The organism is Pseudomonas sp. BN515 (assembly GCF_029873155.1).
In the GTDB taxonomy this organism is placed as follows: Bacteria; Pseudomonadota; Gammaproteobacteria; order Pseudomonadales; family Pseudomonadaceae; genus Metapseudomonas.
Map to the genome: position 1 here is coordinate 199,175 of NZ_SSOH01000073.1, position 21,665 is coordinate 220,839.

Genomic DNA, 21,665 nt, shown 5'->3' on the forward strand with positions numbered 1-21,665 from the left:
ATGGCCGCCGTTCTTGTTTTAAGATATCGGCCTTTTCATCCTCTGCGTTTCCGCGCTGCCCTCCGGAGCCTTCCATGTCGTCCCTGTCCCCCACCCTCGAACTCGCCTGCGACCTCATTCGCCGCCCCTCGGTCACCCCGGTCGACGAAGGTTGCCAGGACCTGATGATGCGCCGGCTGGAGGCCGCGGGCTTCCGCATCGAGCGCATGCGCATCGAGGATGTGGAAAACTTCTGGGCCATCCGTGGCGGCGAAGGCCCCGTGCTCTGCTTCGCCGGCCATACCGATGTGGTGCCCACCGGCCCGGTACAGGCCTGGCAGCACCAGCCGTTCGATGCACTGATCGACGAACAGGGCATGCTCTGCGGCCGTGGCGCAGCGGACATGAAAGGCAGCCTCGCGGCCATGGTGGTAGCGGTCGAGCGCTTCGTCGCCGAGCACCCGCAGCACAAGGGCGCCATCGCCTTCCTCATCACCAGCGACGAAGAAGGCCCGGCACACCACGGCACCAAGGCCGTCGTCGAACGCCTGGCAGCCCGTGGCGAGCGCCTGGACTGGTGCATCGTCGGCGAACCCTCCAGCACTTCGCTGGTGGGCGATGTCGTGAAGAACGGCCGCCGCGGCTCCCTTGGCTGCACCCTGACTGTTCGCGGCGTGCAGGGTCACGTCGCTTACCCCCACCTGGCGAAGAACCCCATCCACCTGGCCGCACCGGCCCTGGCCGAACTAGCCGCGGAACACTGGGACGACGGCAACGCTTTCTTCCCGCCCACCAGCTTCCAGGTCTCCAACCTCAACTCTGGCACCGGCGCCACCAACGTCATCCCGGGCGAGCTGAAGGCCATCTTCAACTTCCGTTTCTCCACCGAATCCACGGTGGATGGCCTGCAGCGCCGGGTCGAGGCCATCCTCGACAAACACGGCCTGGACTACCACCTGGAGTGGGCGCTTTCCGGCCTGCCCTTCCTCACCGAACCGGGTGAGCTGCTGGACGCGGTCTCCGCAAGCATCAAGGCCATCACCGGCCGCGATACCACGCCGTCCACCAGCGGTGGTACCTCCGATGGCCGCTTCATTGCCACCATGGGTACCCAAGTCGTCGAACTGGGCCCGGTCAACGCCACCATCCACCAGGTGAACGAGCGGGTGCTGGCCAGCGATCTCGACCTGCTGACCGACATCTACCAGCAGACCCTGGTTCGCCTGCTCGCCCAATGAAACTCATCTGCCCCCTTTGCCAGGCTGCCATGAGCGCCCGTGACCAGAGCCTGGTGTGCCCGGCCAATCACAGCTTCGACCGCGCACGCCAGGGCTACTACAACCTGCTGCCGGTGCAGCACAAGAACAGCCGCGATCCGGGCGACAACGCCACCATGGTCGAGGCTCGCCGACGCTTCCTCGACGGCGGCCACTATGCGCCGCTCGCCAATCGCCTGGCCGCGCTCGCTGCCGAACGTGATCCGGAAAGCTGGCTGGATATCGGCTGTGGCGAGGGCTACTACACCGGTCAGTTGGCCATGGCCCTTCCGGCCACCGATGGCTACGCCCTGGATATTTCCCGCGAGGCGGTAAAACGTGCCTGCCGCCGCGCCCCGCAATTGCACTGGCTGGTGGCGAGCATGGCGCGGGTTCCGCTGGCCGACGGCAGTTGCGACCTGCTCGCCAGTGTCTTCAGTCCGCTGGACTGGCAGGAAGCGCTGCGCCTGCTGTCCCCCGGTGGCGGCCTGCTGCGTATGGGACCGACTCGCGAGCACCTGATGGAGCTGCGCGAGAAGCTCTACGACGAAGTCCGCGACTACGACGACGAGAAACACCTGTCGCAGATTCCAGCGGGCATGCGCCTGGCCCACAGCGAAACGCTGAGCTATCGCATGCACCTGGCCGACGCCGAGGCTCGCGCGGACCTGCTGGCCATGACCCCGCACGGTTGGCGCGCCAGCGCCGAGCGCCGGGCCGCGGTGGTGGCCGAAGCCTTCGATGTGACGGTGTCCATTCGCTACGATTGGATCGAGAAAATCTAGGGAGTCCCCCATGCGTCAACCCGATATCGAGATCTACCTCAAGGACGCCGACCAGGATGCCGTCACTGCCTGGCTCAACGCGGCGCTGGGTTCCTGCACGCCTTGGCAGCAGAAGGGGCAGACCTTCAAATGCATGGCCGGGGATGTTCCCATCACCTGGCTGCCCAAGGCCGTTGGCAAGTGGAATAGCCTCTACCTCGAAAGCGACGCTACGCCCTGGGAGGATGATCTGGGTTGCGCACGCGCAGCCTTTGCGGCTCTGGGTGTGGAAATCCGCTGCGCACCAGGTGGCTGGCAGGAAGCGCAGGGTGAAGAAGACGCCGACCGCTGGATCAAGGTGAACGCGGAAGGCGAGCAGGAAATCATCTGGCGCACCGACTGATTGATCGGCAGCCCGATTGAGGAATCGCAGAAAGCAAAAGGCCCGTCACTGACGGGCCTCTTGTTTTGAGTCTCAGACCTTGGCGACGTCTTCCGCCTGCAGGCCTTTCTGACCCTGAATCACGGAAAACTCCACCTTCTGGCCTTCCAGCAGAGAGCGATGACCCTCGCCGCGGATAGCACGGTAGTGAACGAACACATCAGGACCGCTTTCGCGCTGAATGAAACCATAGCCCTTGGCGTCATTGAACCACTTGACGGTTCCGATCTCACGATCAGCCATTACTGCTCTCTCCAACTCGCAATTTTGTTGTGTACCCCCTTTGCTGGGGGTTTCGACGGTGCGGCAAAGACGTTCTTCTTGTTATATCCAACCCCGGCGGGATCAAGCTTGGAGCGGGTATTTCGAATGACGTTCTTTTTATGACCGCGACCGGAGTATACGACAAGAGTTCGCGCTGAAAAGCACTTTTTTATGACAGTGCAGAATGGCCGTCCCATGCGGGCTGGACGCCCTTTTTTGGTTCCCGAACAGTACAAAATGGGGCATGAAGAAAGGCGGAAAAGAACCGGCCAAAGTCCGATTTACCGCCTTACTTCAATAACTTGCACTACTTGGTAGCAAGTACGTCCTCAAGCTTCTTGGCCAGTGCCTGATATTGGAATGGCTCAAGTCGATAGGCCCAATCCAGTTTGCCGGGCACCTGCTCTTCGCCGAGTTTCTGCTTGTCCTTGAGCACCAGCCAGGGCTGTTCGCCCTGCCCGTAGACCTCACCACGCAGCTCACCTCCCTCGAAGGTGGAAAGGCTGAATTGCAGCAGCGGCTTGCCCTTGAACTGCACCTGCGCCAACGGCGCGTTGTCAGCGAATTCCAGGCCGGCGAAAAGGGTCGCCATGCCATTGGCAGCCGCCTCGTAGGCCAGGCTACGGCCCTTGGGTAGTTGCTTGAGCTTGAGATTGGGCTCCTCGGCGGTATCCCGGTAGACAGTCAACTGGCTGCCGTTCGGGTAGCTCACCTCCACCTGCCGAATACTGGCGAAGGGGATAGCCGCCACCCGGCGGTCCAGCCAATTGAGTTCGCTCGTCGGCAGCGGCATCGCCTGGTCGACCAACCAGACCTGGTTATTGCCATAAAGGCGCACCAGCTGCCCCTTGCCCTGCTGTGCCGGCTTGCCCAGCAGCAGTTCCAGGGGCATTTCGTTGCCGCGCTCGACCTTGATGCGCGAACCCTGCTCGCCGGCATCGCCCTTGTCCGCCAGGCCTACGCGAGCGTGCAGCTCGGGATTGGCGGTCTTGGCTTCCACCTTGCGAGCCTCGGCGAGTGCCCTCAGCAGCGCGGTTACAGGCTGGCCGGCCGCCGGATAGTCGGCCTTGGCCGGCAACACCCAGACGCCATCCTTGCGCGCCAGGCGCAAGTCGGGCTGGCCGGGCACCTGCACGTCCAGCGCCGTTACGCTTTCCAGCTTGCCCTGCAGCTCCGGCAGCAGCAGCTCCCGGCTGGCGCTAGGCTGCGGCTGGGGCCGCGCGCTGTCCTGCTGGATGTAGTAGGCCGCGCCCAGTCCGGCAGCCAGCAGGGCGAGAAAGATCAGGCCTTTGCGTCCCATATCGCCCTCCTCAAGCCTTGCGCCGACGGCGCCAGAACCACAGCACCAGCACGCCCAGGGTCAGCACCAGCGGCACCAGGGCAATGTTGACGAACTTCAGGGTACGCCCCAGGTCCTCGATGCTGGCATTGAGCTGGAAGTGCACGTCGCGCAGCTCCTTGCGGATGCGCAGCTTCTCCTGGATGAACTGCTGCAGCGTCGCCTGCTGTTCCGGGGTCAGTTCCAGCGCCTTGGCCGGGTCCTGGTTCTGCTGCAGCGACGCCAGCTTCTGCTCGGTGTCAGCCAGGCGCTGCTGGAGCACCTGTTCCTGCTCGCGGAACTTCACCTCGGCGTCGCGCTGGAGTTTCTCCACCACGTCGAAGGGACGGCTGAAGCGACCACGGGAACGCACGCTGATCAACGCATCGGAACCGGCCAGGTTGTCCAGGGCGTTGATGGCGAAGCCGGAGTTGTCGGCCCAGGGCTGCGGCACGCGCTGACCGAAGAAGTCCTGCACCTGCACCCACATGCGATCGCTGAGGATGTCGGTATCGGCCACGGCGATCACGTTGATGTTCTTCGCCGATTTCAGGCCATCTTTGCGGCCCTCGATGCCATCGGGGAACGCCGATTGCGCCGGACCGCTGATTCGCGCAGCCACCGTATAGCGCTCGCCGGTGGGCTTGAGCTCGCGAATCAGCTCCTCGGGGTCTGTCAGCATGCCGAAGCGCTGTACGTCGAAGGGCATGGCGTACTCGGAGCTCTGGATCAGCGGCACGAACTGGGTCTTGGCGCCTTCCAGCGGCTTGAGGATGCCCGCGGTGGCCACGGTAATGTTTTCCAGGCCCGCGGTGCTGACATCGGCCTGGTCGAGACTGCGCTGGGGCAGGTTGAGCCAGGCAGCATGACGCGCCGGCGGCTTGCCCTCGCCAACGCTCACCGACATGGCGTTGGCACCGTCACCCAGCACCTTGCCCGGTACCATCTGCAGGCCCCAGGCCTTGAACAGGGTGTCCAGATCGGAAGCCTTGTCGCCCCCCGGCTCGCCCGGCATTTCCATGCCGCTGTCGGCCTCGCTCCACGGATCGACGAAGGCCAGCAGCTTGCCTCCGCGCAGGACGAACTGGTCGATGGCGTACTGCGTCTGCTGCGGCAGATTTTTCGGATGCACCAGCAACAGCACCGAGACCTTTTCGGGAATCTGGTCGACATCGCTCTTCAGGCTCTCGATCTGGAAGAGCTGGCGGATTTCCTCCATCACCATCCACGGCGCGGTCGGCTGGCGGCTCATCATGTCGAAGCCACCATTGAGCTTCAGCCCGGAAATCACGCCCACCACCGGACGTTCCGGCTTGGCCAGGCTCTGCACCAGACGGCTGATTTCGTACTCGAGGAACTCTTCCTGATCCAGCGGGAAGAACGGGATGATCTGGGTATCGTCCACGCCGTTGGTACCGGCCAGGCCGAAGTAGACCTGATCGCCGCCCTGCTGCAGCGGAACCGCCTGCAAGCCGAACTCGGCGGCCTTGTCCTCCTCCTCGGAGAAGGGCTCTGGGTCGACGATGTGCAGCTTGATCTTGCCGCCAGCGGCACGCTCGTAAGCCTTCAGCATCTCTTCCACACGCCGGGCGTAGTTGCGCAGCACCACCAGGTCCTTGGCGGTCTTGTCGGAATAGAAGAAGTACAGGTTGATGGGTTCGTCGATCTCGCCAAGGATCTTCCTGGTCCCGTCCGAGATGGTGTAGAGCTTCTGTTCGGTGAGATCGACCCGCGCGTTGGTCAGGGTCAGCCCGGCGAGCATGTTGAACGCCAGGAAGGCCAAGGCGATCAGCAGCAGCCCGGCGCCGGAATACATCAGTCTTTTCATGTTCAGTCGGCCTTCTTCAGATCGACCACCACGGCGGTGGCGGCCAGCCAGGCGGCGATCAGGGTGACGAAGTAGAGCAGGTCACGCAGGTCGATCACGCCCTTGCTGATGGCATCGAAACGGGTGAGGAAACTCAGCGAGGCCACGGCGTCCAGCAGCCATTGCGGCGCCCAGGCGCTAAAGGCGTCCAGCACCAGCGGGAAGCCGCTGACGATGAACAGGAAGCACACGCTGACGGCGAGGATGAAGGCGATCACCTGGTTCTTCGCCAGTGCCGACATGCAAGAGCCAATGGCGAGGAAAGCCCCGGCCAGCAGCCAGCTGCCGATGTAGCCGGTGATGATGGCGCCGTTGTCCGGCTCGCCGAGGTAGTTGACCGTGATCACCATCGGGAAAGTCAGCAGCAGCGCCAGGCCGGCGAAGGCCCAGGCGGCTAGGAACTTGCCGGTGACCGCCTCGAAGCGGGTGATGGGCAGCGTCATCAGCAACTCGATGGAGCCCGACTTGCGCTCCTCGGCCCACAGGCGCATGGCGATGGCCGGCACCAGGAACAGGTAGAGCCAGGGGTGGAAGTTGAAGAAGGGCGCGAGGCTCGCCTGGCCGCTTTCGTAGAAGCCGCCCAGATAGAAGGTGAAGACCCCGGACAGCACCAGGAAGATCACGATGAACACATAGGCCAGCGGTGTAGCGAAGTAGCTCGCCAGCTCGCGTTTGAAAATAACCGGCAACTGCCTCATGCCGCTTCTCCCCGGGTCAGTCGGCGGAACACCTCATCGAGACGGCCGCGCTCCACGTCCAGCTCCTTCACTTTCCAGCCCCGCTGGTGAATCAGTTGGTTCACCTGCGGGAAGATCACTTCGCCCGGCTTGGCCAGGATGGTGAGGCCGCCTTCGATGGCGTTCTCCTCGATGCCGGCCACACCCGGCAGCACTGCCAGGGCCAGCATGTCCAGCGGCTCGTCGGCTACCAGCGTCACCGCCTGGTGGTAGCGGGAGCGGCTTTCCAGCTCGAAGGGCGTGCCATCGGCCACCACCTTGCCGGAAGCGATCACCAGGGCGCGGGTGCAGACCGCGGTGACCTCTTCGAGGATGTGGGTAGAGATGATCACGATCTTCTCGTGGGCCAAGCTCTGAATCAGCTGGCGCACCTGGTGCTTCTGGTTCGGATCGAGACCATCGGTAGGCTCGTCGAGGATCAGCACGCGCGGATCATGGAGGATCGCCTGGGCCAGGCCGACGCGGCGCTTGTAGCCCTTGGAGAGGGTCTCGATGGACTGGCCGAGGACGTTATCCAGCTCCACCTGCCCCACCGCACGGGCTACCCGCGCTTTCTTCTCGGCACCCCGGAAGCCGCGCACCTCGGCGATGAACTCGAGGAAGCCGCGCACCGTCATGTCGCCATAGCAGGGAGCGCCTTCCGGCAGGTAGCCGATTTCCCGCTGGGCCTTGAGGGTGTGAGTCTGGATATCGAAGCCGAAGATGCTCGCGCTGCCTGAGGTCGGCGCGAGGAAGCCGGTGAGCATCTTCATGGTGGTGGACTTGCCCGCGCCGTTGGGGCCAAGGAACCCCAGCACCTCCCCCGGTGCGACGCTGAAGGACAGGTTGTCCACGGCAGTGTGCTGCGCAAAGCGCTTGGTCAGATTGGTTATTTCGATCATGGCCTCTAGTCCCGTCGGGAACAGCCCCTGGCCATGCTGGCCACCGGGGCCTTGCAAAACGCTGGCGGACTATAAGGAGTCCCCCGCAGGCATTGCAAGACTGCCCCTTGTGCGAAAAGTTGCAGGAAAATTCGGGCAAAAACGACGGCCCGCGGCTTTTTGCGACCCGACGGCGAATACGGCAAACTAGCCGCCCCGAGCAATCGCTCGTTTCACAGCCTTACCCTGTCATGACCCGCTCCCCTTTCCGCCGACTCGCCTTTGGTGCCCTGCGCCGCCTGCTGTATCTCTGGGTGCGCTCCGAGACCATCAACCAGTCCGCCTTCACCTTGAAGCTAGACCGCAGCAAGCCGGTGTTCTACGTACTGCAGCAACCGTCGGCCAGTGACCTGGCGGTGGTGGATCGGGAATGCACCAAGGCCGGCCTGCCACGTCCGGTGCTGCCGGTGGCAGTGGGCGACCTGCTGGAGCCGACCGCATTCTTCTATCTGACACCGGAGCCGGGCTGGTTAGGCGGCCAGGACAAGCGCGGCGCCTCCCCCACCCTGGTACGGGTGCTGGGCGCCATCCAGCAGCATGCGGTGGAAGATGCGCAGATCATTCCGGTGACGGTGTTCTGGGGCCAGTCGCCCGACCGTGAAACCAGCCCCTGGAAGCTGCTGTTCGCCGACAGCTGGGCAGTGACCGGCCGCCTGCGCAAGCTGGTCAGCATCCTCATTCTCGGGCGCAAGACCCGCGTGCAGTTCTCCGCCCCCATCCACCTGCGTGAGCTGGTAGAGCAGGACAAAGGCCCGGAGCGGACGCTGCGCATGGTCAACCGCATCCTGCGGGTCCACTTCCGCAACCAGAAGACCGCGGTCATCGGCCCTGACCTCTCCCACCGCCGCAACCTGGTCAAGGGCCTGGTGCGCGGTCCGCTGGTGCGCCAGGCCATCGCCGAGGAAGCCGAACGCGAGAAGGTCAGCCTGGCCACCGCCGAAGCGCAGGCGCTCAAGTACGGCAACGAGATCGCCTCCGACTTCGCCTACACCGCCATCCGTTTCCTCGAAGTGGTGCTGTCCTGGTTCTGGAACAAGCTCTACGAGGGCATCAAGGTCAACCATATCGAGCAGGTGCAGGAGATCGTGCATGGCCACGAGGTCATCTACGTGCCCTGCCACCGCAGCCATATCGACTACCTGCTGTTGTCCTACCTGCTGTTCCGCAACGGCCTGACACCGCCGCACATCGCCGCCGGCATCAACCTCAACATGCCGGTAATCGGCGGCCTGCTGCGCCGTGGCGGTGCCTTCTTCATGCGCCGCACCTTCAAGGGCAACCCCTTGTACACGGCGGTATTCAACGAATACCTGCACACCCTGTTCAGCCGCGGCTTCCCAGTGGAGTACTTCGTCGAGGGTGGACGCTCGCGCACCGGCCGCATGCTGCATCCCAAGACCGGCATGCTCGCCATCACCCTGCGCAGCTTCCTGCGCTCCTCGCGCCTGCCCATCGTCTTCGTGCCCGTGTACATCGGCTACGAGCGCGTGCTGGAAGGCCGCACCTACCTGGGCGAACTGCGCGGCGCGAGCAAGAAGAAAGAATCCATCTTCGACATCTTCAAGGTCATCGGCGCCCTCAAGCTGCGGTTCGGTTCGGTGGCGGTGAACTTCGGCGAGCCGATCAAGCTGGCCGAATTCCTCGACCAGCAGCAGCCGGACTGGCGCGCCCAAGAGCTGGGCCCGCAGTTCCGCCCGGCCTGGCTCAACGACACCACCAACCAGCTCGCCGTGCGCATCGCCCGCCACCTCAATGACGCGGCGGCGATCAACCCGGTCAACCTGGTGGCGCTGGCGCTTCTGTCCACTACCCGCCTGGCCCTGGACGAACGCGCCCTGACCCGCGTGCTCGACCTCTACCTGGCCCTGATCCGCGCCGTGCCCTACTCGCCCCACGCCACCCTGCCGGAAGGCGACGGACAGGCGTTGATCCAGTACGTGCAGAGCATGAACCTGCTGGCGGAGCAGAAGGACGCGCTGGGCAAGATCCTCTACCTGGACGAGCAGAATGCCGTCCTCATGACCTACTACCGCAACAACGTGCTCCACGTGTTCGCCCTGCCCGCCCTGCTGGCCTGTTTCTTCCAGAGCAGCGCGCGGATGAGCCGCGAGCAGATCCTGCGCTACACCCGCGCGCTCTATCCCTATCTGCAGGCGGAGCTGTTCATCCGCTGGGACGCGAGCGAGCTGGATGGCGTTGTGGACCAGTGGCTGGCGGCCTTCGTCGAGCAGGGTCTGCTCAAGGTGGAAGGCGACGTCTACGTGCGCCCTGCTCCGAGTTCGCGGCAGTTCGTCCTGCTGACCCTGCTGGCCCGCGCCATCGTCCAGACCCTGCAGCGCTTCTACATGGCCATCGCCCTGCTGCTCAACGCCGGCCAGAACCAGTTGAGCGCCGAAGAGCTAGAGGACCTGTGCACCGTCATGGCCCAGCGCCTGTCGATCCTCCACGGCCTGAACGCCCCGGAGTTCTTCGACAAGAGCCTGTTCCGCCACTTCATCCAGACGATGCTGGACCAGCGCGTACTGCGTCGGGACGAAGCGGGCAAGCTGGGCTACCACGAACTGCTTGGCGAACTGGCTGAAGGCGCTGCCAAGCGTGTTCTGCCAGCGGAAATTCGCCTGTCCATCCGCCAGGTGGCATTCGATCGCCAAGCCGAGGCCGAACCGGAAGCCCCGGCAGAAGCCGGCTGATCGTTCGCGCCAGGCCATCGGGCCTGGCGCTTCTCCTTTGGGACCGTTCCCACATCCCGACTGGGCAACTCCCGGCAGGCTCGCCTGAGCCCCCTCCGTACCATTCGGCGCTGCGCCTCTCGGTCAACCGAGTGCACCACCAGCCCGAACACGGAAGACTCAATCCATGCTGCTGAGAACCATCACAGTCGAGAACGGCACCGGAGAGGTGGTCAACGCCGCCGTCCTGTGCAGCTTCGCCATCCCCCTGATCGATCGCAACATCCTCGTCTACACCCTCAACGAAGAAAGCCGCCAGGGCACCGCCAAGGTGTATGTGGCGAGCGCTATCCCCCAGGAGAACGGCTATCGCCTTGCCGGCCTGGAGTCCGAGCAGGAATGGCAACACACCGTGCAGGTGCTGAAGGAGATCACCAGGGGGGAAGAGTCGTGAGCACGGCCAGCAAAACGGAATTCCACTTCGTCCAGCTAAAGGGCGAAATCACCGGCGATGGCACCAACCCAGCCGTCTCGGGCGATCACCACTGTCTCTCCATCAACAGGTCTTCCATCAGCAAACTGATCGCCACCCGCGAAAGAGCCAACTTCGGCGACCCGCTACCGTCTGCCCGCCCGCCACTGCTGGATGAAACCACTCCTGCGGTGACCTCCTTCCCCGCCATCGATAGCCGCGCCCTTGGCGTGGACTTCAGCCTGACAACACCGGCAGTCGTCGAAGCCTCGGTCGAGAAGCCCGCGCCGACAGACGAGGCAGTCGCGGAAGAGATCGAGCACGAGTCGGTTGACGTACAGCACGAAGCGGAAGCCTGCGCTGAAGTACCCGCGGAGCCAGTGCTCCCCGAACCTGAATCCGAGTCTGAGCCTGAGCCTGAGCCTGAGCCTGAGCCTGAAACGGAAACCGAATTGCCCTTCGAAAACAGGGACCTACGTAGCGACAGCGCCGAAATCGGCACGGAGCCCCCACTGCCCCAGCAGACAGCGGAACATCCGATTGAGCCGGCAATGGTGGAGGCAGAGCACCCGACCACCGTGATCCCGCCTCAATCGGCTCTCCCCAACTTTTCCGACAGCGAGGCTGACAGCGTCCTGTGCGACGTACAGAGCACTCTCGACTCCCTCGCGGACATGGCCAAGGGCCTGACCCAGCAGAAGCTGGAAACGGTGAAGCAGCAGGAAGGCCTGGAGCAGCGCAAGGCCCTGTTGCAGGAGAAAGAACGCATCCTGGCCGATAAGGACGAACAACTGCGTCAGCTGGAGGCACGGCTGACCCGCGAAGTCTCCAACCTGGAGCGCAACGCCGAGGACAATGCCCGCGCCCTGGTCGAACGCAGCACCGCTCTCAAGGCCCTGGCCGAAAGCGTCGAAGCCCGCGACCGCAGCACGACCAAGCTCGCCGAAACCCTGCGCCTGGAAAAGGTGCGCAATGATGAACTGGCCGAGTCCCTGGTTCGCCGGGCGGAATCCCTCGACGAGCGCGAGGCAGCACTGAACCGCAAGGACGACGAGCTCGCCGAGCAGCTCAAGCAACTGATCGCCGCCAAGGACCGCTTCCGTGCCCTGGTCAAAGCCTTCAACGAAACGGTGCAGTTCAACAACACCCTGAACGCCATCTCCAGCACCGCGCTGGAGGACGGCCAGCACTGACCTCCCCTTCTCGCCCCCGATAAGGGGGCGATGTCTTTCCAGGCGCCATGGCCGCTTGCACATTGCCTTCTATAGTGGGTCCTATCGATTCCGTTCGACCCAGAGGTTCAGATGAAAGCACTGCCCATGATTATCGCCAGCGGCCTGCTCGCTGCCTGCGCCGGCCAGCCCGCCGACGAAACCCGCCACCTAGAAGGCGAGGTCTTCTACCTGCAGCGCATGGCGCTCCCACCCGCCGCCACCCTCAGTGTCAGCCTTCAGGATATTTCCCTGGCCGATGCCCCGGCGGTGGAACTCGCCCGCCAGAATGGCCCGATCCAGGGCCAGGTGCCCCTGGCCTTCCGTCTCGACTACGATCCGGCCAAGGTCCAGCCCAACCATCGCTACGCCGTGAGCGCACGGATCGAACTGGATGGCCGGCTGATGTTCATCAACACCGAGCATCACTCGGTTAAACTCGACGGCTCCGATCCGCAGCCCCTGCGGATAAAGGTCGACCCGGTCCGCTGAGTACCGAGGCAGACCGCCCCACCATCGCCACAAGGATGCAGCCATGATCCGCTTCGCTACCCTCTGCGCCGGCCTCGCCCTCTCCGCCAGCGCCTTCGCCTTATCCCTCGCCGACCTCAGCCAGCAGGACGTCAGCGGCGGCCTGAAGGATGCGCTCACCCAGGGTGCCAAGGTTGCCGTCCAGCAACTCGGCAAGCCGGGTGGTTTTTCCAGCAATCCGGACGTGCGCATCGAACTGCCGGGCAACCTCGGCAAGGCTGCCAAGACCATGAAGATGATGGGCATGGGCGCCCAGGTGGAACAGCTGGAAGCGACCATGAACAAGGCCGCCGAAGCTGCCGTGCCGCAAGCCCAGGCGCTGCTGGTGGACGCGGTGAAGAAAATGACCGTGCAGGATGCCAAGAGCATCCTCAGCGGCCCGGACGACGCCGCCACCCAGTACCTGAACAAGACCAGCCGCGACCAGTTGCGCGCGAAGTTCCTGCCCATCGTCAAGCAGGCCACCGACAAGGTGGGCCTGGCCCAGCAGTACAACAGCTTCGCCGGCCAGGCCGCGAGCTTCGGCGTGGTGGACGCCAAGAGCGCCAATGTCGAGAACTACGTGACTGAAGAGGCTCTGGACGGCCTGTTCAAGATGATCGCCGAGCAGGAGGCCAGCATTCGCCAGAACCCGGCGGGCGCAGCTACCAGCCTGGCGAAGAAGGTGTTCGGGGCGCTTTGAGCGTCGCAATGCAGTGAAAGAGCCCGGCTTGATGCCGGGCTTTTTTGTGGGTATCAGATTGGTTCCGGTGAATTGGAAATTTGGGAGATGGATGTCCAGCTCATTGCCGAGTGGGCGTCAGGTTTCTGTTTCGCCTCCCGGCGAGTCTCTTTTGGCAGTCGTCGGAATGCCGCACCACCCAAAAGGAACCAAAAGGGCTTGCCCCTGCATCCGGGTCCGGCTGCGCCGGACTTCCCTCGCTCCATCGTTGCGCCGGGGCACGGCGAGAGGGGCCATCCATGGCCCCACACGCCTCTCGCGGCATCCATGCCGCTCGTCCCCTCTGCAACGATTCCGCTCGGCCTCCTGAAGGGGCGAACTCGCCGCCCCACCGCTTCTGCACGGTTTCAGGCCGCGGGTTGCTTCAGGATGATTTGTCCCTCGCCGGCGCGAGTCACCCCTCTACCTTTGGGAGAGGGGCTGGGGGTGAGGGCAACGTCCGTCGGCACGGCCCCGATCAGCAGCAACCACACAAGATTGCCAATCTGTTCTGCCCTCACCTTCCCACAACCTCCACCCGCACATCATCCAGCACTTCATCCAACCCCTGATGGAACCACCTCAGCGCCTGCTCGAACCGCCCATGCCAGAGCCTGTCGCTGGCCCCGGCCTGGATCCCTGCCTGCACCCGCGCCGCCATGGCGAAGTCCTCCTCCAGGGCCGAATAGAGAATGGCGTTGTTCTTCTCGAAATAGCGCTGCGCCTTTTCCGTCGCCGGCGCTTCCGGCAGCAAGGTATGCCCGAGCACGCGGGTCGCCTGCGGCCCGTCGGGAAACACGGTGGAGAAGTCGATGTGGTCCGGCTCCACCAGCACCAGCGTATTGGGCCAGAGGAAGTACAGCAGATTGCCGTGGCGCCGCAGGTCCCAGTCCTGCTCCGGCTGGTCGAGGATTTCCCGCAGGTTGCGCTTCACGTAGTAGTTGCGGATATGCCGGCCGAAGCGCTCGAACAGGCCCAGATTGGGCCAGAACAGATGGTCGATGGTGGCCTGGTGCGCCTTGGTGACATGGTAATTCTCCAGGAAGGTGTCGATGGTCAGCTTCCAGTTCACCGGCCGGCGAATGTCCTGGGGATCGAAGATCACATGATCGTCCAGGGCGAAGCTGTCGAAGTCAGCCAGAATCTGCTCGCCGAAGAAGGCGTCCATGTCCAGAGCCGGCCCCGGAGAGTGACGTGCCCAGACGGCACCAAAACGTTCGGCGACCGGCACCTCGGTAAGGTTCAGGCACGCGCGATCGATGCCTTCGAAACCGTACCCATGAGGAATGCCCCGAAGCTGCCCGTCCGGGTTGTACGCCCATGCATGGTAAGGGCAGACGAAGACCCGGTTGCGCCCGGCAGCATCGCCCACCAATTGAGTGCCACGGTGCTTGCAGACGTTGAGGAAACCGCGCAGTCGGCCCTGCTCGTCACGGGTCAGCAGCAGCGGTGTCAGCAGGTCACGGGTGATGAAGTGGCCGGTGGGAATTTCGCCGGAACGGGCTACCAGCAAAGGCTCACGGCGGAGTATCTCGTCCCGTTCGCGACGGTAGCGCTGCTCGTCGAGGTAGACGTCCACCGGCAGCGCCGACGGCGAGTCGACGCATTCGGACACGCCCTGTTCCACCAGGGCCAGGGTTCGCTTGAGCAATTCCACCTGAGTCGCGTGCTGCATGGGCACCTCGTCTTGTGATCATGGGCTGAGGCAAGCCCGGCCAGTCTCTGCGCGCATGCCCACGCCGCCAAGGGCCGAGGACGAACCAGCCGGATGATTGGCAGAAATGACCGAAGCGCCCATGAAAAAGGCCCCCGAAGGGGCCTTTTGCGTCAGTGGCTGGGCTGCGGGTCGGATGCCATCGCTGGCTGGGCCTGCTCCGCCTCCGCCGGTTTGACCCGGAACCAGGCGGCGTAGAGCGCCGGCAGGAACAACAGGGTCAGGGCGGTGGCGACGATCAGCCCGCCCATGATGGCCACGGCCATGGGACCGAAGAACACACTGCGCGACAGCGGGATCATCGCCAGCACCGCTGCCAGCGCGGTGAGCACGATGGGGCGGAAGCGCCGCACCGTGGCTTCGATGATGGCGTGCCAGCGGTCCAGCCCGTGAGCGATGTCCTGTTCGATCTGGTCCACGAGGATCACCGAGTTGCGCATGATCATCCCCGCCAGGGCGATGGTGCCGAGCATGGCGACGAAGCCGAAGGGCTGGCGGAACACCAGGAGGAACAGGGTCACGCCGATCAGCCCCAGGGGCGCGGTGAGGAACACCATGGCCGAGCGTGAGAAGCTCTTCAGCTGCAGCATCAGCAGGGTCAGCACGACCACGACGAACAGCGGCATGCCGGCGTTCACCGAGCGCTGCCCACGGGCGGAGTCTTCCACCGTACCGCCGACCTCCAGCAGATAGCCGTCCGGCAGCTCGGCGCGGATCGGGTCCAGCGTCGGCGAGATGTCCTTGACCAGGCTGGCCGGCAACGACTTGTCGTAGATGTCGGCACGCACGGTGACGGTGGGCAGGCGGTTGCGGTGCCAGATGATGCCTTCTTCGAAACCGTATTCCAGGGTGGCGATCTGCGACAGCGGCACGCTGTGGCCGTTGTCCGTGGGCACCGCCAGGCTCGGCAACAGGGCCAGTTCCTGGCGTTCACGCACGGTGCCGCGCAGGAGGATCTCGATCAACTCGTTATCTTCGCGGTACTGGCTCACTGGCGCGCCGGTCAGCGAGCTCTGCAGGAATTTCGACAGGTCGGCGGTGCTCACCCCCATGGCGCGGGCGCGGTCCTGGTCGATGTTCAGCCGCACCACCTTGCTCGGCTCTTCCCAATCCAGGTGCACGTTCACCACGTGCGGATTCTCGCGCACCTTGTCGGCCACCTTGCGCGCCAGGGCGCGGACTTCGTCGATGTGCTCGCCGGACACGCGGAACTGCACCGGGTAGCCCACCGGCGGGCCGTTCTCCAGGCGCGAGATACGGCTGCGCAGGGTCGGGAAATCATCGTTCAGCACCTGAATCAGCCAGCTGCGGATTTCCTCGCGGGACTCGATGGATTTGGCCAGCACCACGAACTGGGCGAAGCTCGCCGCAGGCAGTTGCTGGTCCAGCGGCAGGTAGAAGCGTGGCGAGCCGGTGCCGACGTAGGCCACATAGTTATCCACACCCGGGTGGTCGCGCAGCATCTGCTCCAGACGCTTCACCTCGACCTCGGTATTGGCCAGAGACGAACCCTCGCCCAGCTTGAGGTCGACCATCAGCTCCAGGCGTCCGGAAGACGGGAAGAACTGCTGGGGCACGAACCGGAACAGCGCGATGGAGGCGACGAACGCGGCCAGCGTCAGCAGGATCACCGTCTTGCGCCGCCGCACGCACCACTCCACCACACGACGTACACGCTGGTAGAAGGGAGTGCCATACGGATCGTGGCCCTCGTCGCTGCCGCCGTGCTTCTTCGCGTGCAGCTTGGCCAGATCGGGCAGCAGGCGGTCGCCCAGATAGGGGACGAACATCACCGCGGCAATCCAGGACACCACAAGGGCAATGGTCACCACCTGGAAGATCGAGCGGGTGTACTCGCCGGTACCGGATTGCGCGGTGGCGATGGGCAGGAAACCGGCGGCGGTGATCAGGGTGCCGGTGAGCATCGGGAACGCCGTGCTGCTCCAGGCATAGCTGGCCGCCTTGAGGCGGTCATAGCCCTGCTCCATCTTGATGGCCATCATTTCCACCGCGATGATCGCGTCGTCCACCAAGAGCCCCAGCGCCAGTACCAGCGCGCCGAGGGAAATCTTGTGTAGGCCGATGCCGAGGTAGTACATCGTGGCGAAGGTCATCGCCAGCACCAGCGGGATGGACAGCGCCACCACCAGACCGGTGCGCAGGCCCAGGGAGAAGAAGCTCACCAGCAGCACGATGACCAAGGCCTCGGTGAGTACGCGAACGAACTCCCCTACCCCGGTCTTCACCGCCGCCGGCTGGTCGGACACCTTGCGCAGCTGCATGCCGGCCGGCAGGTTCTGCTGCAGCCGGGCGAATTCCTGTTCCAGCGCCTGGCCGAGCACCAGGATGTCGCCGCCGGGCTTCATGGATACGGCCAGGCCAATGGCGTCTTCGCCCATGAAACGCATACGCGGCGCCGGCGGGTCGTTGAAGCCGCGACGCACTTCCGCGACGTCGCCGATGCGGAAGGTACGGTCACCCACGCGGATGGGGAAATCGCGGATTTCCTTCACCGAATCGAAGCGGCCGGAAACCCGCAGCTGCACACGGTCACTGGCGGTCTCGAAGAAACCGGCGGCGGCCACGGCGTTCTGCTCTTCCAGGGCTTGCTGAACGGCGGCGAGGGGCAGCCCCAGGGTCGCCAGCTTCACGTTGGACAGTTCGATCCAGATCTTCTCGTCCTGCAGGCCGAGCAGTTCCACCTTGCCCACATCCTTGACCCGCTGCAGTTGCAGCTGGATACGGTCGGCGTAGTCCTTGAGCACGGCGTAGTCGAAGCCCTCGCCGGTCAGCGCATAGATGTTGCCGAAGGTGGTGCCGAACTCGTCATTGAAGAACGGTCCCTGGATACCCGGCGGCAAGGTATGGCGAATGTCGCTGATCTTCTTGCGGACCTGGTACCAGAGCTCGGGAATCTCGTTGGAGTGCATGGAGTCGCGGGCGATGAAGGTCACCTGCGATTCGCCGGGGCGGGAGAACGAGATGATCTTGTCGTACTCACCGGTCTCCATCAGCTTCTTCTCGATGCGTTCGGTGACCTGGCGGGACACTTCCTCGGCACTGGCGCCCGGCCAGTTGGTGCGTACCACCATGGCCTTGAAGGTGAAGGGCGGGTCTTCGCTCTGACCCAGTTTGGTGTACGAAATGGCCCCGACTATGCCCAGCAGCAGCATGATGTAGAGGACGATCTGGCGATTCTTCAGCGCCCAGGCGGAAAGGTTGAAGTTCACGGCGCCTTACTCCTTGGCCAGCATCTTCACCGAACGATTGGCGCGGTCCACCGGCCGCACCTGCTGGCCTTCGCGCAGCACCTGCACACCGGCGGCCACGACCCAATCGTCGGGCTTCAGACCTTCGAGAACCGGCACCCGGTCCTCGCCGTAAGGACCGACACGCACCAGGCGGCGCTTGAGGGTGGAGTCCTTGGGATCCACTACCCAGACATAAGGCTGGCCCGCTTCGGCGGTCAGCGCCGAGAGCGGTACGGAAAGGGGAACGGAACCATTGCTGCGGATGAAGACGCGGGCGCTCTGTCCCAGCTCTGCCGGGACCTTGCCATCGGCGAAGGCGACACGCGCGGCAAAGGTGCGCGACTGCGAATCGGCAGCCGGCGCCAGCTCACGGATACGCGCCGGGAAGCGCTGACCGGGCAGCGACCACAATTCGACCGCCACCTCCTGGCCGACCTTGAAGCGGTCGATGGCATGTTCCGGCAGGCTGATCAGCACTTCGCGCTCACCATCTGCAGCCAGGGTGAAGACCGTCTGTCCGGCGGCCACCACCTGCCCTACTTCCGCGCGGCGGCTGGCGATCACGCCATCCTGGGAAGCGCGCAACACGGTGTAGGCAGCCTGGTTGCTGGCGACGTTGAACTCGGCCTTGATCTGCTTCACCCGCGCCTCGCCCGCGCGGTACTGGTTCTCCACGTTGTCGTACTGGGAGTGGCTGATCATCTGGCGGTCCAGCAGGGTGCGGTATCGATCACGCTCGGCGCGCACCAGCTTGAGGTTGGCTTCGGCAGCGGCGACCTGGGCCCGACTGGCCTCCAGCTGCAGGCGCACGTCCTCCGGGTCCAGTTCGGCCAGAGACTGGTCCTTCTTCACCCGCTGCCCCACTTCCACGAGACGCTTGTTGATCTTGCCGCCGATGCGGAAGGCCAGATCGGGCTCGTAGCGCGAGCGCACTTCACCGGGGAAAGTATCCACCGCCTCCGCAGCAGGCTCGGGCTGCACCACCATGGCCGGACGCACCACCTGTTGCACAGGCTCCCCATTGCCGCAGGCCGTGATCAACAAGGAGAGGGAAAGGGGCAGAGCGAGGGGCAAGGCATGGCGAAACATGATGAATGACCTTTCGCGAAGAGCAGCTGGAATATTTATACTGCTGGGTATAGTAAAAATAGCAAACTCACCAGTCCAGTATTTAGAAAGAAATGTCTGACAATTCGTTTCCGACCAGCGGCCCAGGCCGCCCAAAAGATCCGGCTAAAAGAAAGGCAATTCTCGAAGCCGCGAAGAATCTTTTCCTACGAAACGGCTACGACGGCAGCAGCATGGACGCCATCGCCGCCGAGGCCGGAGTGTCCAAGCTGACCGTGTACAGCCATTTCACCGACAAGGAGACGCTGTTCTCCGCCGCGGTGAAGGCCAAGTGCGAGGAGCAGCTGCCGGAGCTGCTGTTCGAGTTGCCGCCGGACGCCAGTATCGAGAGCGTGCTGCTGAACATCGGCCGCAGCTTTCACCAGCTGATCAACAGCCGCGAATCCGTGGAGCTGCACCGCGTGATGGTGGCCATGGCCAACCAGGACGCGAAGCTGTCACGGATGTTCTACGAGGCGGGACCGCTGCAGATCCTGCAGGAAATGACGGGGCTGCTGGCCCAGGCCAACCAGGCCGGCAAGCTGCGCATCGAGCACCCGCAGAATGCCGCCGAGCATTTCTTCTGCCTGATCAAGGGCGGGCATAACTTCCGCCTGCTGATCGGCTGCGGCGCCGCCCTGGAAGGGGAAGACGCCGAGCAGCATGTGCGGGAAGTGGTGGAGCTGTTCATCAGGGCCTACGCGCCCTGACCGAGCGTCAGCAGGTCTGATCGCGGAATCGGCTGGACGCCACCTGAGGGTGGCGCCGGCTCAGTTTCCGAGTTTCTTCTTCGGATAGATGTCGTACCGGCTGGATTTGCCTTCCAGCGCGTAGCCCGGCTTGGCGCCTTCGATGATCGGCGCCTTGCGCGGGCGCTTCACCACCACGCGGTGGCTGGCCAGGGCCAGGGCCGCCTCCAGCAGCGCCGGGGCGTCCTGGTCATCGCCCACCAGGGGGCGGAACAGACGCATTTCCTTTTTCACCAGCGCGCTCTTGTCGCGGTGCGGGAACATCGGGTCGAGATAGATCACCTGGGGCGCTTCGCCCTGCCAATGGCGCATCAGTTCGATGGCATTGCCCTGCAGCAGTTGCATACGCGCAACGATGGCGGCGGAGTCCAGGTCCCGACCGGCTCGGGCCAGGCCGTCTTCGAGCAAGGCGGCGATCAGCGGCTGGCGCTCGATCAGGGTCATGCCGCAACCCAGGGTCGCCAGGACGAAGGCATCGCGCCCCAGCCCCGCCGTGGCGTCCAGCACCGTTGGACGGACACCGGGCTGCACGCCCACCGCCTTGGCGATCATCTGCCCGCTGCCCCCGCCGAACTTGCGCCGATGGGCCGCTGCGCCTTCGACGAAATCCACCCTGACAGGTCCCGGCGAATCGGGGCCCAGTTGCAGCAGTTGCAGGCCGTCGTCGCCCAGTTGCAGGGCGAAGTCCGCCTCGCCCTCGCGCGGCAATCCCAGGCGCACGGCCCAGGCGTCCAGCGCTTCGGCATAGGCCGGTTCCAGGGCTTCGGCCCTTACCCTGACGGAATCTTCACTCATGGACGCAATCGCCTGACCGGTAAAAAACCCGCGCATTCTGCCAGAGCCTGTCGCCAGCGTCCCAATGGCCCGCGCGCGAAAGAACCCTCCGTTCAATACCTGAACAGGTCGTTGATACGGTCGAAGGGCATCGCGCGCGCCATGGGTTCGAGGTCCCCTCGACGCAATGATTCGGCCGCCTGGTAGAACGCTCCCAGGGCGACTCGGGCCAGATTCGAGCCAACGCTGACCCGCTTGACTCCAAGCTCGGCCAGCTCGTCCAGGCCCAGTTTCAGGCTGGGCGAGCCCACCAGCACGTTCACCGGTCTTGGCGCCACTGCATGAACCACTTCCCTGATCTGCTCGCGGGTGGTCAGGCCAGGCGCGTAAAGCACATCGGCGCCAGCTTCTGCATAGGCCACCAGCCGACGCAGGGTGTCGTCGAGATCAGGACGTCCATGCAGGAAGTTCTCGGCCCGTGCCGCCAGGGTGAAGGCGAACCCGAGACTGCGCGCCGCTTCCACTGCGGCGCGGATGCGTTCCACGGCAAGTTCCAGCGGATAGATCGGGTCCCCGTCCCGGCCGCTGGCGTCTTCGATGGAGCCGCCCACCAGCCCTGCCGCAGCCGCTGCGCGGATGGTCTGTGCGCAGTCTTCGGGGCGATCGCCGTAGCCGTTCTCCAGGTCCGCCACTACCGGCAAGGGCGTCGCCTCGACTATGTCCCGGGCATTGGCCAGGGCTTCTTCGCGGCTGACATTGCCTTCGGCATCACGCCGGCCAGGGCGAAGGCAAGGCCGGCGCTGGTGGTGGCCAGGGCGGAGAATCCCAGGTGGGCGAGCATCTTGGCGGAACCTGCATCCCAGGGATTGGGCAGGACGAACAGGCCGGGGGCATGGTGCAGGGCGGCAAAGGCTTCGCCGCGTTGCGCTTGGGTAGTCAT

At 64.3% G+C, this 21,665-nt stretch carries 18 protein-coding genes and 1 pseudogene; 9 read left to right on the forward strand and 10 right to left on the reverse strand.

Annotated features, from left to right (window positions below; all coding sequences use genetic code 11):
- Positions 1–74 precede the first annotated feature (74 nt).
- From dapE to E8E91_RS20065, 3 genes are read left to right on the forward strand one after another with little or no spacing between them, the layout of a single operon-like run.
- Complete coding sequence (gene dapE / locus E8E91_RS20055) at positions 75–1,217, forward strand: succinyl-diaminopimelate desuccinylase (protein ID WP_280378158.1); 1,143 nt, start codon at positions 75–77, stop codon at positions 1,215–1,217.
- On the forward strand, positions 1,214–2,020 hold the full coding sequence (locus E8E91_RS20060) for a putative RNA methyltransferase (protein WP_280378161.1): 807 nt from the start codon (positions 1,214–1,216) through the stop codon (positions 2,018–2,020). The genes dapE and E8E91_RS20060 overlap by 4 nt, the downstream gene beginning before the upstream one ends.
- 10 nt (positions 2,021–2,030) lie before the next feature.
- A complete protein-coding gene (locus tag E8E91_RS20065) occupies positions 2,031–2,402 on the forward strand; it encodes a hypothetical protein (protein ID WP_280378163.1) in 372 nt (123 codons plus the stop codon).
- 72 nt (positions 2,403–2,474) lie between these two features.
- On the opposite strand, the gene E8E91_RS20070 is transcribed toward E8E91_RS20065, so the two are convergent.
- The 5 genes from E8E91_RS20070 to E8E91_RS20090 all read right to left on the reverse strand — a co-directional run bounded on the left by E8E91_RS20070 (position 2,475) and on the right by E8E91_RS20090 (position 7,508).
- Complete coding sequence (locus E8E91_RS20070) at positions 2,475–2,684, reverse strand: cold-shock protein (RefSeq protein WP_004421058.1); 210 nt, start codon at positions 2,682–2,684, stop codon at positions 2,475–2,477.
- A 328-nt stretch (positions 2,685–3,012) separates the two neighbouring features.
- Positions 3,013–4,005, reverse strand: coding sequence for a DUF4340 domain-containing protein (locus E8E91_RS20075; protein WP_280378166.1), 993 nt, complete (start codon positions 4,003–4,005; stop codon positions 3,013–3,015).
- A 10-nt stretch (positions 4,006–4,015) separates the two neighbouring features.
- Positions 4,016–5,851 carry a Gldg family protein gene (locus tag E8E91_RS20080; RefSeq protein WP_280378167.1) on the reverse strand — a complete coding sequence of 612 codons (1,836 nt, stop codon included), beginning with the start codon at positions 5,849–5,851 and terminating at the stop codon, positions 4,016–4,018.
- Positions 5,852–5,853: 2 nt separating this feature from the next.
- Positions 5,854–6,588: an ABC transporter permease subunit gene (locus E8E91_RS20085; RefSeq protein WP_280378170.1), complete on the reverse strand. Its 735-nt coding sequence runs from the start codon at positions 6,586–6,588 to the stop codon at positions 5,854–5,856.
- Complete coding sequence (locus E8E91_RS20090; RefSeq protein WP_280378171.1) at positions 6,585–7,508, reverse strand: ABC transporter ATP-binding protein; 924 nt, start codon at positions 7,506–7,508, stop codon at positions 6,585–6,587. Before E8E91_RS20090 ends, E8E91_RS20085 begins: the two co-directional genes overlap by 4 nt.
- Positions 7,509–7,738: 230 nt before the next feature.
- Between E8E91_RS20090 and plsB the strand changes: the two genes are divergently transcribed.
- The 5 genes from plsB (at position 7,739) to E8E91_RS20115 (ending at position 13,112) form a co-directional block, all read left to right on the forward strand.
- The gene (plsB, locus tag E8E91_RS20095) at positions 7,739–10,237 is read left to right on the forward strand and encodes a glycerol-3-phosphate 1-O-acyltransferase PlsB (protein ID WP_280378173.1); all 2,499 of its coding nucleotides are present in this window, start codon (positions 7,739–7,741) and stop codon (positions 10,235–10,237) included.
- Positions 10,238–10,403: 166 nt separating this feature from the next.
- Positions 10,404–10,670, forward strand: a complete 267-nt coding sequence (locus tag E8E91_RS20100; protein WP_280378174.1) for a hypothetical protein — start codon at positions 10,404–10,406, stop codon at positions 10,668–10,670.
- Entirely contained in the window at positions 10,667–11,881 is a 1,215-nt protein-coding gene (locus E8E91_RS20105) for a hypothetical protein (protein WP_280378177.1), read from the forward strand. Before E8E91_RS20100 ends, E8E91_RS20105 begins: the two co-directional genes overlap by 4 nt.
- Before the next feature lie 111 nt (positions 11,882–11,992).
- Positions 11,993–12,391, forward strand: a complete 399-nt coding sequence (locus tag E8E91_RS20110) for a YbaY family lipoprotein (protein WP_280378179.1) — start codon at positions 11,993–11,995, stop codon at positions 12,389–12,391.
- Between the two features lie 43 nt (positions 12,392–12,434).
- Positions 12,435–13,112, forward strand: coding sequence for a DUF4197 domain-containing protein (locus E8E91_RS20115; RefSeq protein ID WP_280378181.1), 678 nt, complete (start codon positions 12,435–12,437; stop codon positions 13,110–13,112).
- Positions 13,113–13,647: 535 nt separating this feature from the next.
- On the opposite strand, the gene E8E91_RS20120 is transcribed toward E8E91_RS20115, so the two are convergent.
- From E8E91_RS20120 to E8E91_RS20130, 3 genes are all read right to left on the reverse strand, one after another.
- On the reverse strand, positions 13,648–14,805 hold the full coding sequence (locus E8E91_RS20120) for an SRPBCC family protein (RefSeq protein ID WP_280378183.1): 1,158 nt from the start codon (positions 14,803–14,805) through the stop codon (positions 13,648–13,650).
- Between the two features lie 152 nt (positions 14,806–14,957).
- Complete coding sequence (locus E8E91_RS20125) at positions 14,958–18,074, reverse strand: efflux RND transporter permease subunit (RefSeq protein WP_280378186.1); 3,117 nt, start codon at positions 18,072–18,074, stop codon at positions 14,958–14,960.
- Between the two features lie 6 nt (positions 18,075–18,080).
- Positions 18,081–19,184, reverse strand: coding sequence for an efflux RND transporter periplasmic adaptor subunit (locus E8E91_RS20130; RefSeq protein ID WP_280378188.1), 1,104 nt, complete (start codon positions 19,182–19,184; stop codon positions 18,081–18,083).
- Between the two features lie 92 nt (positions 19,185–19,276).
- Between E8E91_RS20130 and E8E91_RS20135 the strand changes: the two genes are divergently transcribed.
- Positions 19,277–19,912, forward strand: coding sequence for a TetR/AcrR family transcriptional regulator (locus E8E91_RS20135; RefSeq protein ID WP_280378191.1), 636 nt, complete (start codon positions 19,277–19,279; stop codon positions 19,910–19,912).
- Between the two features lie 60 nt (positions 19,913–19,972).
- Here E8E91_RS20135 and E8E91_RS20140 read toward each other — a convergent pair whose 3' ends face one another.
- Both E8E91_RS20140 and E8E91_RS20145 read right to left on the reverse strand, forming a co-directional pair.
- Positions 19,973–20,746, reverse strand: coding sequence for a class I SAM-dependent methyltransferase (locus E8E91_RS20140; RefSeq protein ID WP_280378194.1), 774 nt, complete (start codon positions 20,744–20,746; stop codon positions 19,973–19,975).
- A gap of 92 nt (positions 20,747–20,838) precedes the next feature.
- Positions 20,839–21,665: pseudogene (locus tag E8E91_RS20145) on the reverse strand (isocitrate lyase/phosphoenolpyruvate mutase family protein).